Below are 14,171 nucleotides of genomic sequence, written 5' to 3'. Positions count from 1 at the left end.
TTGTCTCCGAATGATTACGGTATCCGCGCCGGGAGTTACTTTGCCGCAGGCACTGGTTACGCTTTGTCAAGACGCGCTTTACAGCAAAAATCAGCGTGCTTATGATCAGCTCGCTTTACGTCCGAGTGCCGCCAACAGTTAGGGAAGCCGGGGAATGGCCGAAGCCATGATCGAGTTCCAGAGCGTCACCAAGCAGTACCAGGGCGGTCAGCCGGCTGTGGACAACCTGAGCATGTCCATCGACAAAGGCTCGATCACCGTATTCGTCGGGCCATCAGGCTGCGGCAAGACAACGTCCCTGCGCATGATCAACCGGATGGTCGATCCCACGTCCGGGACCATCACCGTGGCCGGCAAAGGCGTCACGTCCGTCCCGGCGGCGGAACTCCGGCGGTCCATGGGCTACGTCATGCAGTCCTCCGGTCTCATGCCCCACCGCTCGGTGCTGGACAACATCGCCACGGTTCCGCGCCTGAACGGCGTGTCCAAGGCGGATGCCCGGAAGCGGGCCGAAGAACTGCTCGACGTCGTGGGGCTGGCCTCATCCCTCGGGAAACGGTACCCGTCCCAGCTCTCCGGCGGGCAGCAGCAGCGTGTCGGTGTTGCCCGTGCACTGGCGGCAGATCCGCCCGTGCTGCTCATGGACGAGCCCTTCAGCGCAGTGGATCCTGTGGTGCGGGAGGAGCTCCAGCAGGAGCTCCTGAGGCTGCAGCGCGATCTGGCCAAGACGATTGTCTTCGTCACGCATGACATCGACGAGGCCACCGTCGTGGGGGACAAGGTGGCGGTCTTCGCCGTCGGCGGCAAACTGGCGCAGTACGCCACGCCCGAGGAGATCCTCCGCGCGCCGGCCAACGATTTCGTGGCGTCCTTCGTGGGCCGCGACCGCGGGTTCCGGCACCTTGCGTTCACCGCGGCCGACGGCGTGACCATCCACCCGGTGCCCACCGTCACCAGGGGCGCCAGCGGCGAAGCCCGCCTTCAGTTGGGTGAGGGCTGGCGCCTTGTGGTGGACGGGGAGTCGCGTCCACTGGGCTGGGAAGGGCCGGGCGCCGATTCCGAACTCATTCCGGGCGGTTCACTGTTCCGTCCGCGAGACACCCTGCGGCGCGCCCTGGACTCCGCCCTTTCCTCACCGTCAGGGCTGGGGGTGGCGGTGGACGGCGACGGCAGGGTAGCGGGTGTAGTCCGCCCCGAGGAAGTCCTCGCCGTCATCGAGTCGGCCCGCCGCGTCCGGCAGGGTGCGCTCTAATGGACTGGTTTCTGGCGAACAGCGGCATGGTCTTCGAGCGGGCAGGCCAGCACCTGATGCTTGCCCTGGTGCCGATGATCCTGGGACTGCTGATCTCCATCCCCCTGGCACAGTTTTCGCGGCGGCATCCGGCGCTCAGGACCCTCGTGACCACCGTGAGTTCCCTGCTGTACACGATCCCGTCGCTGGCGCTCTTCATCATCCTGCCGCCCCTTCTGGGCACGCGGATCCTTGACCCCCTGAACGTCATCGTCGCGCTGACGATTTATGCAGTTGCCCTGCTGGTGCGGGCAGCGATGGACGCCTTCGATTCGGTGGACGACGACCTCCGGCAGGCGGCCGTGGCCATGGGCTACAAACCCGCGGCACGTTTCCTGCAGATCGATCTGCCGCTCTCCCTTCCTGTCCTGTTCGCCGGCCTCCGCGTGGTATCCGTCAGCAACATCTCGCTGGTGAGCGTTGCCGCGCTGCTCGGCGTGGGAAACCTCGGGATTCTGTTCACCGACGGGCTGCAGCGCACTTTCGTCACCGAGGTGGTGGTGGGCATCGTCGCAATCCTGCTCCTGGCCCTGCTCATGGACACGGTCCTCGTACTGCTGGAGAAGCTCCTTACCCCCTGGACCCGTGTGTCGGCCGTGTCGTCCCGCGCGGAGTCAGTGACAGGGGCTGAGTTGATTGCCGATACCCAGGTCCACACTGGGGCCAGGCCATGAGCAACATCTTCACTGAAACATTCGCCTGGATCGCTGATCCCAGCCACTGGTCGGGGAGTTCCGGCATCGCCACGCGACTGCTGGAGCACCTGCAGTACAGCGGCCTCGTCCTGATCATCGCCGCGGCCATCGCCGTTCCGGTGGGACTCTACATCGGCCATACGGGGAGGGGCCGGGTGGCGGCCGTGGCCGTGGCCGGCGCCCTGCGCGCCCTGCCCACCCTCGGCCTGCTGGTGCTCTTCGCGCTCATCGCCGGCAGCGGGCTTATGCCGCCGGTGTGGGCGCTGGTGATCCTCACGGTCCCGCCGCTGCTGGCCGGGACGTACGCCGGCATCTCCAGCGTGGACGAAAACGTGGTGGATGCTGCCCGCGCCATGGGCATGAAGGAACTGCAGATCCTGTTCGGCGTGGAGCTTCCCAATGGCCTGCAGGTGATCTTCGGTGGCGTCCGCACCGCCGTGCTGCAGGTGATCGCCACGGTGTCCGTTGTGGCCTACCTTCCGCTCGGCGGCCTGGGACGCTACCTCTTCGATGGCCTGGTTCTCCAGGACTTCCCGAGGATGCTGGCCGGTTCGCTGCTCATCGCCGGGCTGGCGATCGCCGTCGACCTGGTCCTTGCGGCAACGCAAAGGCTGCTGGTTTCCCCCGGACTTTCCACCGGTCCCAAAGGCGGCCCCAAGGCCGCCACCGATCTCTCGGCCACCGCGCCCGCGGCGGCCGCTGTTCAAGGAGGCACCCCATGAAGCACCCCATCCACACAACCGTGACCCGCCGGGGCCTGGGCGGCCTCGCCGCAGGTATCGGCATTGCCCTGGCTGTGTCGGCCTGCGGCGGCGGTAACCCGCTGGCAAACCCCACAACCAGCCCCGGCAGCCCGGCGGCCGGCGGCTCGCTCGTTGTCGGATCCGCCGACTTCCCCGAGAGCCAGGTCATTGCTGAAATCTATGCCGGAGCCCTGAACGCGGCCGGCATCACGGCCACCACCAAGCCCAACATCGGCTCGCGGGAAATCTATTTCAAAGCCGTGCAGGACGGATCCGTGGACGTCGTACCGGACTACTCCGGCAACCTGCTCTCGCACGTGGACCCCGAGGCGCCGGAAGTCACGGCCGAGGATGTCTACAAAGCCCTGCCGGGGAAGCTTCCCAAGGGCCTCGGCGTGCTCGAGGCGGCCAAGGCGGAGAACAAGGACGCCATGGTGGTGACGAAGGCCACGGCGGAGAAGCACCAGCTTCAGTCCATCGAGGACCTTGCTAAGGTGTGCAAGGACTTTACGATGGCGGCCCCGGCCACCTTCGAAACGCGTCCCTACGGCTTCCCGGGGCTCAAGAAGAACTACGGCTGCGAGCTCAAGGCCCTTAAACCCTTTAGCGACGGCGGCGGCAACCTGACTCTGCAGGCGCTCCTGAAGGACGAGGTCCAGGTCGCCGACATCTACACCACCACCCCGTCCATCGCGGACAACGACCTGGTGGTCCTGGAAGACCCGAAGAACAACTTCAAGGCGCAGCAGGTGCTTCCCCTGTACAACGAAGCCAAGATGACGGACAAGGCGAAGGAAGCCCTGAACGGCGTTTCGAGGATCCTGACCACGGAGGATCTCATCAACCTCAACCGCGCAGTCAGCGGGACCCAGAAGCAAAATGCGAAGGACGCAGCTGCCGGCTGGCTCAAGGACAAGGGCATCGTCAAGTAGCAGCAGCCTTGCCGTCCTCGCCTGGCGCAGTGGTAGAGCGCAACTGACCTACGACGGCGGCTGCCGGTTCCGTCGGAGCCGGCAGCCGCCGTCGGGGTTAAGCCGTTGGGGTCATGGGCCGCAGGCACCGGGAGTCCGCCCCGCTCGGGTGTGAGACAAGTCTCCCCGGAAGAACATCCCGCATATGGCATATTTGATGGATGGCAGAATTCAAGCAGTCCACCAAGCTTCATAATGTCCTCTACGACATCCGTGGACCGATTCTTCAGGCCGCCCAGCAGATGGAGGCAGAGGGGCACCGCATCCTCAAACTGAACATCGGAAACCCCGCACCCTTCGGTTTTGAAGCGCCGGACGCGATTCTGGTGGATATGATCCGCCACCTGCCGCATGCCCAGGGCTACAGCGATTCACGCGGCATCTTCTCCGCACGCACGGCAGTCTCGCAGTACTATCAGACCCGCGGCATCCAGAACATCCATGTGGATGACATCTACCTCGGCAACGGCGTGAGCGAACTCATCACCATGTCGCTGATGGCACTGCTGGAGGAGGGGGATGAGATCCTCATCCCGACTCCGGACTATCCGCTGTGGACCGCTTCTGTGGCGCTGGCTGGCGGACGCCCGGTGCATTACCTCTGCGACGAGGAATCGGGCTGGCAGCCGGACCTGGATGACTTGGAAGCCAAGATCACGCCGCGCACCAAGGGCATCGTGGTCATCAACCCGAACAACCCCACGGGTGCCGTCTATCCGGAAAACACCCTCCGGAAGATCGTGGCCCTGGCAGAAAAGCATGGGCTGGTGCTCTTTGCCGACGAAATTTACGAGAAGATTCTGTACGAGGACGCCGTTCACGTGAACATGGCCGGTCTCACCGGGGACGACGTCCTTTGCCTGACGTTCAGCGGCCTGTCCAAGGCCTACCGCGTGTGCGGCTACCGCGCCGGGTGGATGGCCATCTCCGGGCCAAAGAAGGACGCTTCGGACTACCTCGAAGGCATCAACCTGCTCGCCAACATGAGGCTGTGCGCGAACGTACCGGCCCAACATGCCATCCAGACCGCGCTGGGCGGCTACCAGAGCATCAACGACCTCATTCTGCCTGGCGGCCGACTGCTGGAGCAGCGGAACAAGGCCTACGACATGCTGAACGCCATCCCCGGAGTGAGCACTCAGCAGGCGAGGGGCGCCCTGTACCTTTTCCCGAAGCTGGACCCCGATTTTTTCCACATCCGCGATGATGAGAAGTTCGTCCTGGACCTGCTCAAGGAACAGAAAATCCTGGTGTCTCATGGCAGGGCCTTCAACTGGGTGCGGCCGGACCACTTCAGGATGGTCACGCTGCCCAACGTCAAGGATATTGAGGAAGCAATCGGGCGGATGGGAGACTTCCTCAGCAGGTACCAAGGGAACTAGCCTGATCCCACGTATAACTGCTGAAAGAGGTCCTCATGGCCGCCGTCGTGGAATTCGGGACGTTCCCCTCCGGGACCTTGAAAGTCGGGAACGGGTTCAGGCTCGCGGACATTGATCCCGATGCGACACCGGGCTACACAGGGAGCAAGGCCAACGGCGAGGCCCTGCTCGATAACCTTGACGGCAAGTTGGCCGAACTGCAGGAGAAGCTCTTCGCCGAGGCCAGATTTGGCGGCTCCAAGCGTGTTCTGCTGATTCTTCAGGCGATGGACACGGCAGGCAAAGGCGGGATTGTGCGCCACGTCATGGGCGCCATGGACCCCCAAGGTGTCCAGCTGAAGGCCTTCAAGGAGCCCACCGATGAGGAGAAGTCCCATGATTTTCTCTGGCGGATCGAGAAGGAAGTGCCTGCCGCCGGGATGATGGGCGTCTTCGACCGGTCCCACTATGAGGATGTGCTGATCCACCGCGTGCACGCCTGGGCCGCCCCGGAAGAATTACAACGCCGCTACATGGCCATCAACGAATTCGAAGCCCGGCTGGCGAATGCCGGGACCAAGCTGGTCAAAGTCATGCTGCACATCAGCCGGGATGAACAGAAGAAGCGGCTGCTGGCCCGCCTCGACAATCCGGCCAAGCACTGGAAATACAGCACTGGCGACCTGAAACAGCGCGCTTTCTGGGAGGACTACATGGCGGCGTACGAGGCTGCCTTCGACATCACCAATACCGAACTGGCACCGTGGTACGTCATTCCCGCGAACAAGAAATGGTATGCACGCATCGCCGTGCAGCAACTGCTTCTCGAAGCCCTGATGGAGCTCAAACTGGAATGGCCCAAGGCTGAGTTCGACGTCGACGCAGAGCGCCGCCTCGTCGAGAGAAGCTGATGTTCGCCCTGCCGTCCTTGCTGCCCTAGCTGTCCTTGCGGGCGGCGGCAAGCCTCTTCCGGGCGCCTTCCAGCCACTCTTCACAGCGCCTGGCCAAGGCCTCACCGCGTTCCCAGAGTGCAAGGGAATCTTCGAGGCTGGTCCCGCCTGCTTCCAGCCTGGACACCACGCCGATGAGTTGCTCCCGGGCTTCCTCGTAGCTCAGCGCCTCGATGTCTGCCGGCAGTGCCGGCAGACCCGGCGCCACCGGACTGGTGGGGGTGGAGTCGTCGGAATTGTCTGTCATGTCAGTTCACCTGTCGTATTCGTAGGGTTGGTCATGTTCAGGTGCCAGGGCCGGTGTCAGGCATCAGGCGCCATGCCCAGGCGTCGGCACACGGCGCCAGGCTCAGGCGTCCACGGGCTGGTGCCCGCCGTTTGATGTTGGGCCGGTTGATGTTGCGCCGAATCGTCCGCCGGCGACCCGGACGGAGAGCCCAGTTCCGCGGGGGACCTGGGACGGGTGGCGAACGACCGTTCCTCCCGCACCTGCCGTGGTGGCGCCGGGGATCTGGGTGGCGCCGGGGATCTGGACGACGGCGTACCCGCGGTCCAGGGTCTGCTGCGGCGACAGCGCCCTGACCTGGGCCTGCAGATGGACGAGTTGGTCGGCCGCCCTCGTGACGGCGGCGGTGATGGCTGCAGTGGAGCGGCGGGCAAGCCGTTCCACATCCTCCGCCCGCGCGGTGACCATGCCTTCCGGCGAGGCGAGCACGGGACGGGATCGTATGGCGGCGAGGCGGTCAGACTCCCGGGCTACGAACTGAGTCACAGACCGGTGCAGTTGGGCCTCGGCCTGGCGGACCCGGGCGAGCTCTTCGGAGACCTCCGGAACAATCCGCTTCGCGGCGTCGGTCGGAGTGGACGCGCGAAGGTCTGCGACATCATCCAAAATGGGCCGGTCCGCCTCATGCCCGATGGCGCTCACCACTGGGGTCCGCGCCCCGGCAACGGCACGGATGAGTTCCTCGTTGCTGAAAGGCAGGAGATCCTCCAGCGCGCCACCTCCCCGAGCAATGACAATGACGTCCACATCGGTCCGGGAGTCGAGTTCCTTCAGCGCCCCGACGATCTGTGCGACTGCGGTATTTCCCTGGACAGCCACTTCGCGGAGTTCAAATTCGACAGCGGGCCACCGGAGCGCGGCGTTGCGGAGAATGTCCTTCTTGGCGTCCGAGTCGCGGCCGGTGATGAGGCCGATGCGGTGGGGGAGCAGCGGCAACCGTTTTTTCCGGGAGTCGGCGAAGAGCCCTTCGGCAGCGAGGGCATGCCGCAGCCTCTCGATCCGGGCAAGGAGGTCGCCCAAGCCAACTGGCCGGATGTCCTTAACAGACATGTTCAGGCGTCCGGTCTTCAGCCAGAACTCCGCCTTAAGAAGAGCCACCACCCTGCTTCCGCGTTCGAGCGGCGTCTCTTGGCGGTCCAGGATCTTGGACCATACAGATGCCGGCAGGGAAATCTCGGCGTCCACGTCCCTGAGGGTCAGGAACGCGCTGGTGCCGCGCCGGTTCAGTTCAATGACCTGGCCCTCGACCCACGCGGCCGGGGCACGCTCAATGTGGGTCTTGAGTTTTTGGGACAGCAACTGCAGGGGCCACGGGTTGTCCGGACTCGTGTCGGCGGCAGTCGCCGGCACCGTTGTGGGCACGGCGTCCGGCACGATGGCGTTTTCAGCCATGTGCAGCCCGGGTGGCGGCGATTGCCTGGTGCATGTGGCGGTCCTTTGCCTTGGCGGTGGGTTAACCAACTCTATCCATAGCTCTATCAGCGGGTGCTGACAATTTTTCTGATGCCGCGGCAGCGCCCCTAGGATGGCAGTGTCACCGCGACCCGCCAGGAACCCCAACCAGCTAGGAATCCCTTGCGCTCTTTTGTCTCGGCCTTGGCCGTCATCCTTGGCCTGCTGTTGTCCGCCATTGCCGTCCCGGCAATTTGGGTGGACCGCGATATTGTGCAGGAAAACGGTTTTGTGGCGCTGGCCGCCCCCCTGGGCAAGGATCCGGCGTTTCAGAAGCGGCTGGCAACGGCCGTCGTGGGGAGCATCGACACCGGCGGAAGCATTCCCGGCCCCCTGACCGAGCTCATCAGGCCGGTGCTGGAATCGGCTGCCGCAGCCCTCACTGGATTGCCCGGCTACCCTGCCGCCTGGGAAGAGACGCTGCGAAAGAGCCATCGCCTCAACTTTCCCGCCGCGAGCACCACACCGTCCGAAGCGGGTTCCGCGACGTCCGTCACCCTGGACGTGGCGCCTCTTGTGGCGCTGGCGACCAAGCAGGTCTCCGACAGTGCGGGTGTTCCGTTGGAAGCCCCGCGCCAGACTCTCCTGACTGTCGGCCAATCGAGCCAGCGGCAGGTTATTGAACGTGTCGCTGCCTACGCGCCGATGGGCTACAGCCTGGCCATCGTGGCAGGAATTGCCTTCCTCCTGGCCCTCATGGTTGCGCGGCGCCGCTGGAAAGTGCTGGCGGGAACCGGCATTGGCGCGCTTGGACTGGCCGGATTGTGGTCGCTGGGGTCACGCTGGGCCTCGGATGCAGTCTTGGGCACAGCCACTGGCAATGAGGTGGCAGACCTCTTCGCACGGGAGTTCGTCGCGGCATCCGTCAATGGCTTCGGGTCCTGGATACTTTCCGCCGCGATCACCGGGGCCGTGCTTCTCGGCGCAGGTCTGGTGTTCCGGCTGGTCGGCGGCGCGGCCCGCAAGCGCTGAAGTGTCCGCCGCGATTTTTCCGGCTGACCGAACCGGTCTTTCCAGAGCGATTTGCGTCACCATCTGGCAACCGGGGCGCGGTCCAGCACCCGGTAGCATGGAGAAATGACCTCCTCAGCAGTCTCTCTTTCGATGCCAACTGTTCCGCGCCGGCGGCGTTCGCCGGAGGAAGTGCTGGCGGCCGCACCGGTGCCCGGCTCCAAGAAGGTTCTGCTGGCAGCCCCGCGCGGTTACTGTGCCGGTGTGGACCGGGCCGTCATCGCCGTCGAGAAAGCGCTGGAACACTACGGGCCGCCCGTATACGTCCGCAAGCAGATCGTTCATAACGTGCATGTCGTCAGCTCCCTTGAAGAACAGGGTGCCATCTTCGTCGATGAAACCGATGAGGTGCCTGAAGGCGCCCTGGTGATCTTCTCGGCCCATGGCGTGTCCCCCGCCGTGGTCCAGTCCGCAGAGGACCGCGGCCTGCGAACCATCGATGCCACATGCCCCTTGGTGACCAAGGTCCACAAGGAAGCGGTCCGCTTCGCAAAAGACGACTTCGACATCCTCTTGATTGGCCATGACGGCCATGAGGAAGTCGAAGGAACCGCCGGTGAAGCCCCGGAGCATATCCAGATCATCAACGGACCGCACGAAGTGGACAAGGTGACCGTGCGGGATCCGGAGAAGGTCATCTGGCTTTCCCAGACCACGTTGAGCGTTGACGAAACCATGGAAACGGTCAGACTGCTCAAGGAGCGCTTCCCCACTCTCCAGGACCCGCCCAGTGATGACATCTGCTATGCCACCACGAACCGCCAGGTGGCCATCAAGAAGATTGCACCCCAGGCCGACCTCGTGATCGTGGTCGGATCGGCGAACTCTTCCAACTCCGTGCGCCTGGTCGAGGTAGCGCTCGAGTACGGCGCCAAGGCTTCCTACCGGGTGGACTTCGCTAACGAGGTGGACGAGGCCTGGTTCGAAGGCGTCGCAACCGTAGGCGTCACATCCGGCGCGTCCGTACCCGAAGTGCTGGTCAAGGACGTCCTCCGTCTCCTTGCCGACTACGGCTACGGGGCCGTCGAGGAGGTCGTCACTGCGGAAGAGGATCTGCTGTTCTCGCTGCCCAAGGAGCTCCGTGCGACACTCAAGGAAGCCGGCGACGTCTCCCGTGCCCTTGGCGGCAGGCGCTCACGCTAGGCAGCATCCCAACCCTTCAAATCCCGGGGACAAGCCCGAATACGCTTCTCCCCGGGCAGTCCCCGCAGTGCGCCCCCTTATGCGGCGTCCTCCGATGACTCCTCCAACTCCGCGGCTTCGTGGTCCCGGGCCTGCAGTTCGGGCGCGGAGATGGAGCGCGGCGTGACCTGAACCGACGACGGCGTAACAAGTCCGGCTCCGTCCAGGGCGTTCAATTTCCGTGCGGTGGGCAGGACCCGGGCCTCAAGCGTGCCCACCATTGAGTTGTAGCGGTCAACTGAGGATTTCAGGGAGGACCCCAGCTTGCTGACATTTTCACCGAGGGTCCCCATGCGTTCGTAAAGCTGCCGGGCCAGCTCGAACAATTCACGGGCGCTGTCCGTCAGGACGTCCTGGCGCCAGGTGAAGGCAACGGATTTGAGGACGGCCAGCAGTGTCCCCGGCGATGCCAGCACCACGTTCCGTGACAGGGCGTGATCCAGCAGCGCTGGATCTGCCGACAATGCGGCGGCGAGGATGGACTCGGCGGGCAGGAAGCAGATGACCAGCTCCGGCGAGTTCCCGGAAATGTCCCAGTACTTCTTGGTGCTCAGGGCATCCACGTGGGCCTTGAGGGCCTTGGCATGGGCTACGAGCAGATTCTGTTGTGCTGCTTGGCTCAGACCCGGCTTGTCTCCGCCTTGCTGGCCGAGCTCCTGCGCCTCCAGGTAAGCCGACAACGGCACCTTGGCATCAACCACCAGCTGCTTGTCGCCCGGCAGCTGAACCACAAGGTCCGGCCGGACTGACGCATCCGCCCCCGAACTGTGGAGCTGCTCGTGGAAATCGACGTGGCGCAGCATACCGGCGGCTTCAACCACCCTGCGCAGCTGGACCTCGCCCCACTGGCCGCGGGCGCTGTTCGAGCGCAGCGCGGATTCAAGGGCGTGCGTGGACCGCATCAGCTGCTCGTCCGAGAGCCTGGCTTCCTGCAGTTGCTGGGCCAGTTGCCCGTACTGCTCCAGGCGGTCCCGTTCCAGCAGGGCGACCTGTTGCTGCACGGCCGTCAGCTTTTCCGCGACCGGCGCCAACGCCCGCAGCACGCTGCCGTCCTGCTGGCGTGATTCGCCCAGTTCCCGGTTCTGGACGGACAGCAGCTTCCGCTCGGCGTCGGCAGCGGCAAATTGGGCGCTGACCTCTGAGAGCCGGGATGACACGGCGTCGAAGTCCGTTTCGAGCGCCGCGTTCCGGCGTCGCAAAACCGTGTAGGCGAAAGCGGCGCCTGCCAAGGCGCCGAGCAACAGCATCAGAAGGGCCAGAATGACTGCGAAAGGATCCATGCCTTCACTGTGGCATGCAGGTGCGACATTTTGCCGAAGGCAGCCGTGCCGCGCGGCCGCAGGCCCATCGAACGATCCCTGCCGCGCACTGACGGGCAGGCCAGGTTAGGCCGCAGCGCCGCTGATGCCTCCGAAACGGGTAGAATCAATACCCGTGGCTCTTACTATTGGCATCGTCGGACTGCCCAACGTCGGCAAATCAACTCTTTTCAACGCACTGACCCGTAATCAGGTGCTGGCAGCGAACTACCCGTTCGCCACTATCGAACCGAACGTCGGCGTCGTGAACCTGCCCGACCCCCGGCTTGACCAGCTCGCGAAGATCTTTGGGTCCCAGCGTCTCCTGCCCGCTGCTGTCTCCTTTGTTGACATCGCGGGCATCGTCAAGGGCGCCTCGGAAGGCGAAGGCCTGGGCAACCAGTTCCTCGCGAATATCCGCGAGGCGGAAGCAATCGCGCAGGTGGTCCGGGTCTTCGATGACCCTGACGTCATCCACGTCGATGGCAAAGTCGACCCCCGCTCCGACATGGAGACGATCAACACCGAACTGATCCTCGCGGACCTGCAGACCATCGAGAAGGCCATTCCCCGGATCGAAAAAGAAGTCAAAATCAAGAAGCGCGAGGCCGCCGAACTCGCAGCCATCAAGGCCGCCCAGACTGTCCTGGAACGCGGCGACACCATCTTTTCCTCGGTTAAGAGCGACAAGCTGGAGATGGAGCACCTCAAGGAGCTCAGCCTCCTCACAGCCAAGCCCTTCATCTACGTCTTCAATGCCGACGAAGGAATCCTCGGCAGCCCCGAGAAGCAGGCTGAACTGCGCGCCATGGTCGCGCCCGCTGACTGCATCTTCCTCGACGCCAAGCTTGAGTCCGACCTCGTTGAGCTGGACGAGGAAGAAGCGCGCGAAATGCTGGAAATGAACGGCCAGGACGAATCCGGCCTGGACCAGTTGGCGCGCGTGGGCTTCCATACCCTCGGGCTGCAGACCTATCTCACAGCAGGTCCCAAGGAAACCCGGGCGTGGACCATCCACCAGGGGGATACGGCGCCGCAGGCTGCAGGGGTCATCCACTCCGACTTCCAGCGCGGCTTCATTAAGGCCGAAGTTGTTTCCTTCGACGACCTCATCGAGGCGGGATCAATGGCCGAGGCGAAGTCCCGAGGCAAAGTCCGCATCGAAGGCAAGGAATACGTCATGGCCGACGGCGACGTCGTGGAGTTCCGCTTCAACGTGTAGGCGACGGTAAAACGTCAGTTTGGCGGCCGGGGCAGGTGGTGCGGGGACTCCTGGATGGCAAGGACTGGCCGGGGGCACGAGTTCTGTCGATCCGGTCCCAAAACCGATGTCCTGCTCGAACGCGAAGTCCAGACAATTGGTGCTGTGCTTGAAGACCGGGCCGCGCTGGGACTGCCTCTCATCGTGGTGCCGCGGCGGTCTGTTGCGCCGATGCCGGCGCTGCCAGACCGTGTTCAGGACGAACAGAAGCGCCATGACGGCGACCAGATAGGCCAGTCGATCAGGTCTCCTGAGCGGCTTCGGTCTTTTGTTGCCGCAACTAGCGCCGCCTGAGGCCTGCGATAACGAAGGCCCAAGTGGCACTAAGCAGTCCCAGTAACCTGTCGCGACATAGTGTTGCGTGTTAGATAGTGATTCTTGCTGTTTACTGCATCGAGTGGACTTAACTAGCCGAGTTGTTCATGCTATTAACCGTGTCTGTGCTGTACGGTTGCGGCGCCGTCCTATATTCCTACTGGGGGGAACGATGGCCATCTTTGATATGGGTGCCGACAGCTAGGTAACCTGACCAAGCAGACTGACGTATCGCAACAGGATCTCGGTGCGCTCGTACGACGCTTTGTCGATGCAGTGACGCCGCTGGAGGGCCGGTTCAGTGGTTCGGGAAAAGCGGCTTTCGATGCCTTCAAGAACCGATCGGATCTCGTCGCATCCGAGTTGAACGGGGCTCTTGCGGCCATAGTTCAGGGTCAGTCCGGGATGAACGCAGCGCTGGCGGCCACCTCATAGATTCAAACAGGCTCAGAGTCGGTCATGGAATCCATCGTAGGTCCGGCTGGCGTACGGCCGAGAGCATCATGCCCTCGTTTGGGAGTGTCTGGATGGGCCAGTAGTACGGTGAGGGCGATGCCCGTGTCCACACCGCCGGCAAAGCTCCGGCTATAGCGGCCATCGGCGGAGCTGACCGTGGCCAGGTGTCAAGCGCACTGAGGACGAACAATGTCATGCGGCTACGCCAGGCTATGTCAAGGACTCTGGGCGGTTCAGGTCCGCCCGTGGGCAGAACGGCGGCCTGGCTCTGTGAAGCCGGCGGTTCCAGCGGGTTTGCCAAAGGCGGGATCTCAGTGGAATGCCTTTCGTGCCAGGCCTGCGGGTAGGCTGACGGCTAGTATATTCGGGGTGGCGGACCCACCACCGCTCCGGCTACACAGACGTACTCAACGAGGATTGGAGACTGCCCCATATGTCACCTGTGCGACGCTTCGATCACGTCGGCATCACCGTTGCCGACCTTGACAGAGCAATTGCGTTCTTCGTCGGTCTGGGTCTCGAGGTCGAGGGCCGGATGTTCATGGAGGGGGAGTTTGTGGACACCGTCATCGGGATCCCCGACTCCCGCAGCGAGATCGTCATGCTGCGGCCGCCCGACGGAGGCGCTGGCTTAGAGCTGTCGAGCTTCGTCCGACCCGACCACGAGCCAGGATCTCCCGCTGCGATGTCCACGGAACTGGGACTGCGCAACGTGGCCTTCGAGGTGGACGACCTTCAAGGAGCCCTCGAACGGCTCGCCGCGGACGGCTACGGCCTGATTGGCGGCGTCGGTCAATACGAGCACGTTTGGCGCATGGCGTATGTGCGGGGTCCAGAAGGAATCATCGTGTCCCTGGCCGAGCGGATCGGTTAACCGTCGCCGTCAGCTGCTGATCCGA

Annotated in this window: 14 protein-coding genes; 11 read left to right on the top strand and 3 right to left on the bottom strand. The window is 63.9% G+C overall.

The window, feature by feature from the left end; all coding sequences use genetic code 11:
* Positions 1-154 precede the first annotated feature (154 nt).
* From J7E80_RS18515 to J7E80_RS18490, 6 genes are all read left to right on the top strand, one after another.
* Complete coding sequence (locus J7E80_RS18515; RefSeq protein WP_285291876.1) at positions 155-1,252, top strand: ABC transporter ATP-binding protein; 1,098 nt, start codon at positions 155-157, stop codon at positions 1,250-1,252.
* Positions 1,252-1,965, top strand: coding sequence for an ABC transporter permease (locus tag J7E80_RS18510; protein WP_215053693.1), 714 nt, complete (start codon positions 1,252-1,254; stop codon positions 1,963-1,965). Before J7E80_RS18515 ends, J7E80_RS18510 begins: the two co-directional genes overlap by 1 nt.
* Positions 1,962-2,708: an ABC transporter permease gene (locus J7E80_RS18505; protein WP_215053692.1), complete on the top strand. Its 747-nt coding sequence runs from the start codon at positions 1,962-1,964 to the stop codon at positions 2,706-2,708. Before J7E80_RS18510 ends, J7E80_RS18505 begins: the two co-directional genes overlap by 4 nt.
* Entirely contained in the window at positions 2,705-3,661 is a 957-nt protein-coding gene (locus tag J7E80_RS18500; RefSeq protein ID WP_215053691.1) for an ABC transporter substrate-binding protein, read from the top strand. The genes J7E80_RS18505 and J7E80_RS18500 overlap by 4 nt, the downstream gene beginning before the upstream one ends.
* Before the next feature lie 200 nt (positions 3,662-3,861).
* Positions 3,862-5,082: a pyridoxal phosphate-dependent aminotransferase gene (locus tag J7E80_RS18495; protein WP_215053690.1), complete on the top strand. Its 1,221-nt coding sequence runs from the start codon at positions 3,862-3,864 to the stop codon at positions 5,080-5,082.
* 35 nt (positions 5,083-5,117) lie between these two features.
* A complete protein-coding gene (locus J7E80_RS18490) occupies positions 5,118-5,972 on the top strand; it encodes a polyphosphate kinase 2 family protein (protein WP_215053689.1) in 855 nt (284 codons plus the stop codon).
* Positions 5,973-5,997: 25 nt separating this feature from the next.
* On the opposite strand, the gene J7E80_RS18485 is transcribed toward J7E80_RS18490, so the two are convergent.
* Positions 5,998-6,258, bottom strand: a complete 261-nt coding sequence (locus J7E80_RS18485) for an exodeoxyribonuclease VII small subunit (RefSeq protein ID WP_251037084.1) — start codon at positions 6,256-6,258, stop codon at positions 5,998-6,000.
* A gap of 102 nt (positions 6,259-6,360) precedes the next feature.
* Positions 6,361-7,689 (bottom strand): exodeoxyribonuclease VII large subunit, encoded by a 1,329-nt coding sequence (gene xseA / locus J7E80_RS18480; protein WP_215053688.1) that lies wholly within the window; start codon positions 7,687-7,689, stop codon positions 6,361-6,363.
* Positions 7,690-7,872: 183 nt separating this feature from the next.
* Here xseA and J7E80_RS18475 point away from each other — a divergent pair, with 183 nt between their 5' ends.
* The gene (locus tag J7E80_RS18475; protein WP_215053687.1) at positions 7,873-8,721 is read left to right on the top strand and encodes a hypothetical protein; all 849 of its coding nucleotides are present in this window, start codon (positions 7,873-7,875) and stop codon (positions 8,719-8,721) included.
* A gap of 105 nt (positions 8,722-8,826) precedes the next feature.
* The gene (locus tag J7E80_RS18470; protein WP_215053686.1) at positions 8,827-9,903 is read left to right on the top strand and encodes a 4-hydroxy-3-methylbut-2-enyl diphosphate reductase; all 1,077 of its coding nucleotides are present in this window, start codon (positions 8,827-8,829) and stop codon (positions 9,901-9,903) included.
* A gap of 77 nt (positions 9,904-9,980) precedes the next feature.
* On the opposite strand, the gene J7E80_RS18465 is transcribed toward J7E80_RS18470, so the two are convergent.
* Positions 9,981-11,222: a DNA recombination protein RmuC gene (locus J7E80_RS18465; RefSeq protein WP_215053685.1), complete on the bottom strand. Its 1,242-nt coding sequence runs from the start codon at positions 11,220-11,222 to the stop codon at positions 9,981-9,983.
* A gap of 154 nt (positions 11,223-11,376) precedes the next feature.
* Between J7E80_RS18465 and ychF the strand changes: the two genes are divergently transcribed.
* The 3 genes from ychF to J7E80_RS18450 all read left to right on the top strand — a co-directional run bounded on the left by ychF (position 11,377) and on the right by J7E80_RS18450 (position 14,146).
* Entirely contained in the window at positions 11,377-12,462 is a 1,086-nt protein-coding gene (ychF, locus tag J7E80_RS18460) for a redox-regulated ATPase YchF (RefSeq protein ID WP_215053684.1), read from the top strand.
* 54 nt (positions 12,463-12,516) lie between these two features.
* The gene (locus tag J7E80_RS18455; protein WP_215053683.1) at positions 12,517-12,795 is read left to right on the top strand and encodes a hypothetical protein; all 279 of its coding nucleotides are present in this window, start codon (positions 12,517-12,519) and stop codon (positions 12,793-12,795) included.
* A 910-nt stretch (positions 12,796-13,705) separates the two neighbouring features.
* Positions 13,706-14,146, top strand: coding sequence for a VOC family protein (locus tag J7E80_RS18450; protein WP_215053682.1), 441 nt, complete (start codon positions 13,706-13,708; stop codon positions 14,144-14,146).
* Positions 14,147-14,171: the final 25 nt, after the last annotated feature.

It is taken from the genome of Arthrobacter sp. ISL-28, from assembly GCF_018613875.1.
GTDB lineage: Bacteria > Actinomycetota > Actinomycetes > Actinomycetales > Micrococcaceae > Arthrobacter.
The sequence above is the reverse complement of the archived record's forward strand: the minus strand, read 5'-3'. Positions and strand labels throughout refer to the sequence as shown.

What these genes read in the sequence shown, in the direction of transcription:
- J7E80_RS18455 (WP_215053683.1), top strand. Translation starts at nt 12,517, where the DNA reads ATGGCAAGGACTGGCCGGGGGCACGAGTTCTGTCGATCCGGTCCCAAA.
- J7E80_RS18490 (WP_215053689.1), top strand. Translation starts at nt 5,118, where the DNA reads ATGGCCGCCGTCGTGGAATTCGGGACGTTCCCCTCCGGGACCTTGAAA.
- xseA (WP_215053688.1), bottom strand. Translation starts at nt 7,689, where the DNA reads ATGGCTGAAAACGCCATCGTGCCGGACGCCGTGCCCACAACGGTGCCG.
- J7E80_RS18515 (WP_285291876.1), top strand. Translation starts at nt 155, where the DNA reads ATGGCCGAAGCCATGATCGAGTTCCAGAGCGTCACCAAGCAGTACCAG.
- J7E80_RS18505 (WP_215053692.1), top strand. Translation starts at nt 1,962, where the DNA reads ATGAGCAACATCTTCACTGAAACATTCGCCTGGATCGCTGATCCCAGC.
- J7E80_RS18485 (WP_251037084.1), bottom strand. Translation starts at nt 6,258, where the DNA reads ATGACAGACAATTCCGACGACTCCACCCCCACCAGTCCGGTGGCGCCG.
- J7E80_RS18510 (WP_215053693.1), top strand. Translation starts at nt 1,252, where the DNA reads ATGGACTGGTTTCTGGCGAACAGCGGCATGGTCTTCGAGCGGGCAGGC.
- J7E80_RS18465 (WP_215053685.1), bottom strand. Translation starts at nt 11,222, where the DNA reads ATGGATCCTTTCGCAGTCATTCTGGCCCTTCTGATGCTGTTGCTCGGC.
- J7E80_RS18470 (WP_215053686.1), top strand. Translation starts at nt 8,827, where the DNA reads ATGACCTCCTCAGCAGTCTCTCTTTCGATGCCAACTGTTCCGCGCCGG.
- J7E80_RS18495 (WP_215053690.1), top strand. Translation starts at nt 3,862, where the DNA reads ATGGCAGAATTCAAGCAGTCCACCAAGCTTCATAATGTCCTCTACGAC.
- J7E80_RS18450 (WP_215053682.1), top strand. Translation starts at nt 13,706, where the DNA reads ATGTCACCTGTGCGACGCTTCGATCACGTCGGCATCACCGTTGCCGAC.
- J7E80_RS18500 (WP_215053691.1), top strand. Translation starts at nt 2,705, where the DNA reads ATGAAGCACCCCATCCACACAACCGTGACCCGCCGGGGCCTGGGCGGC.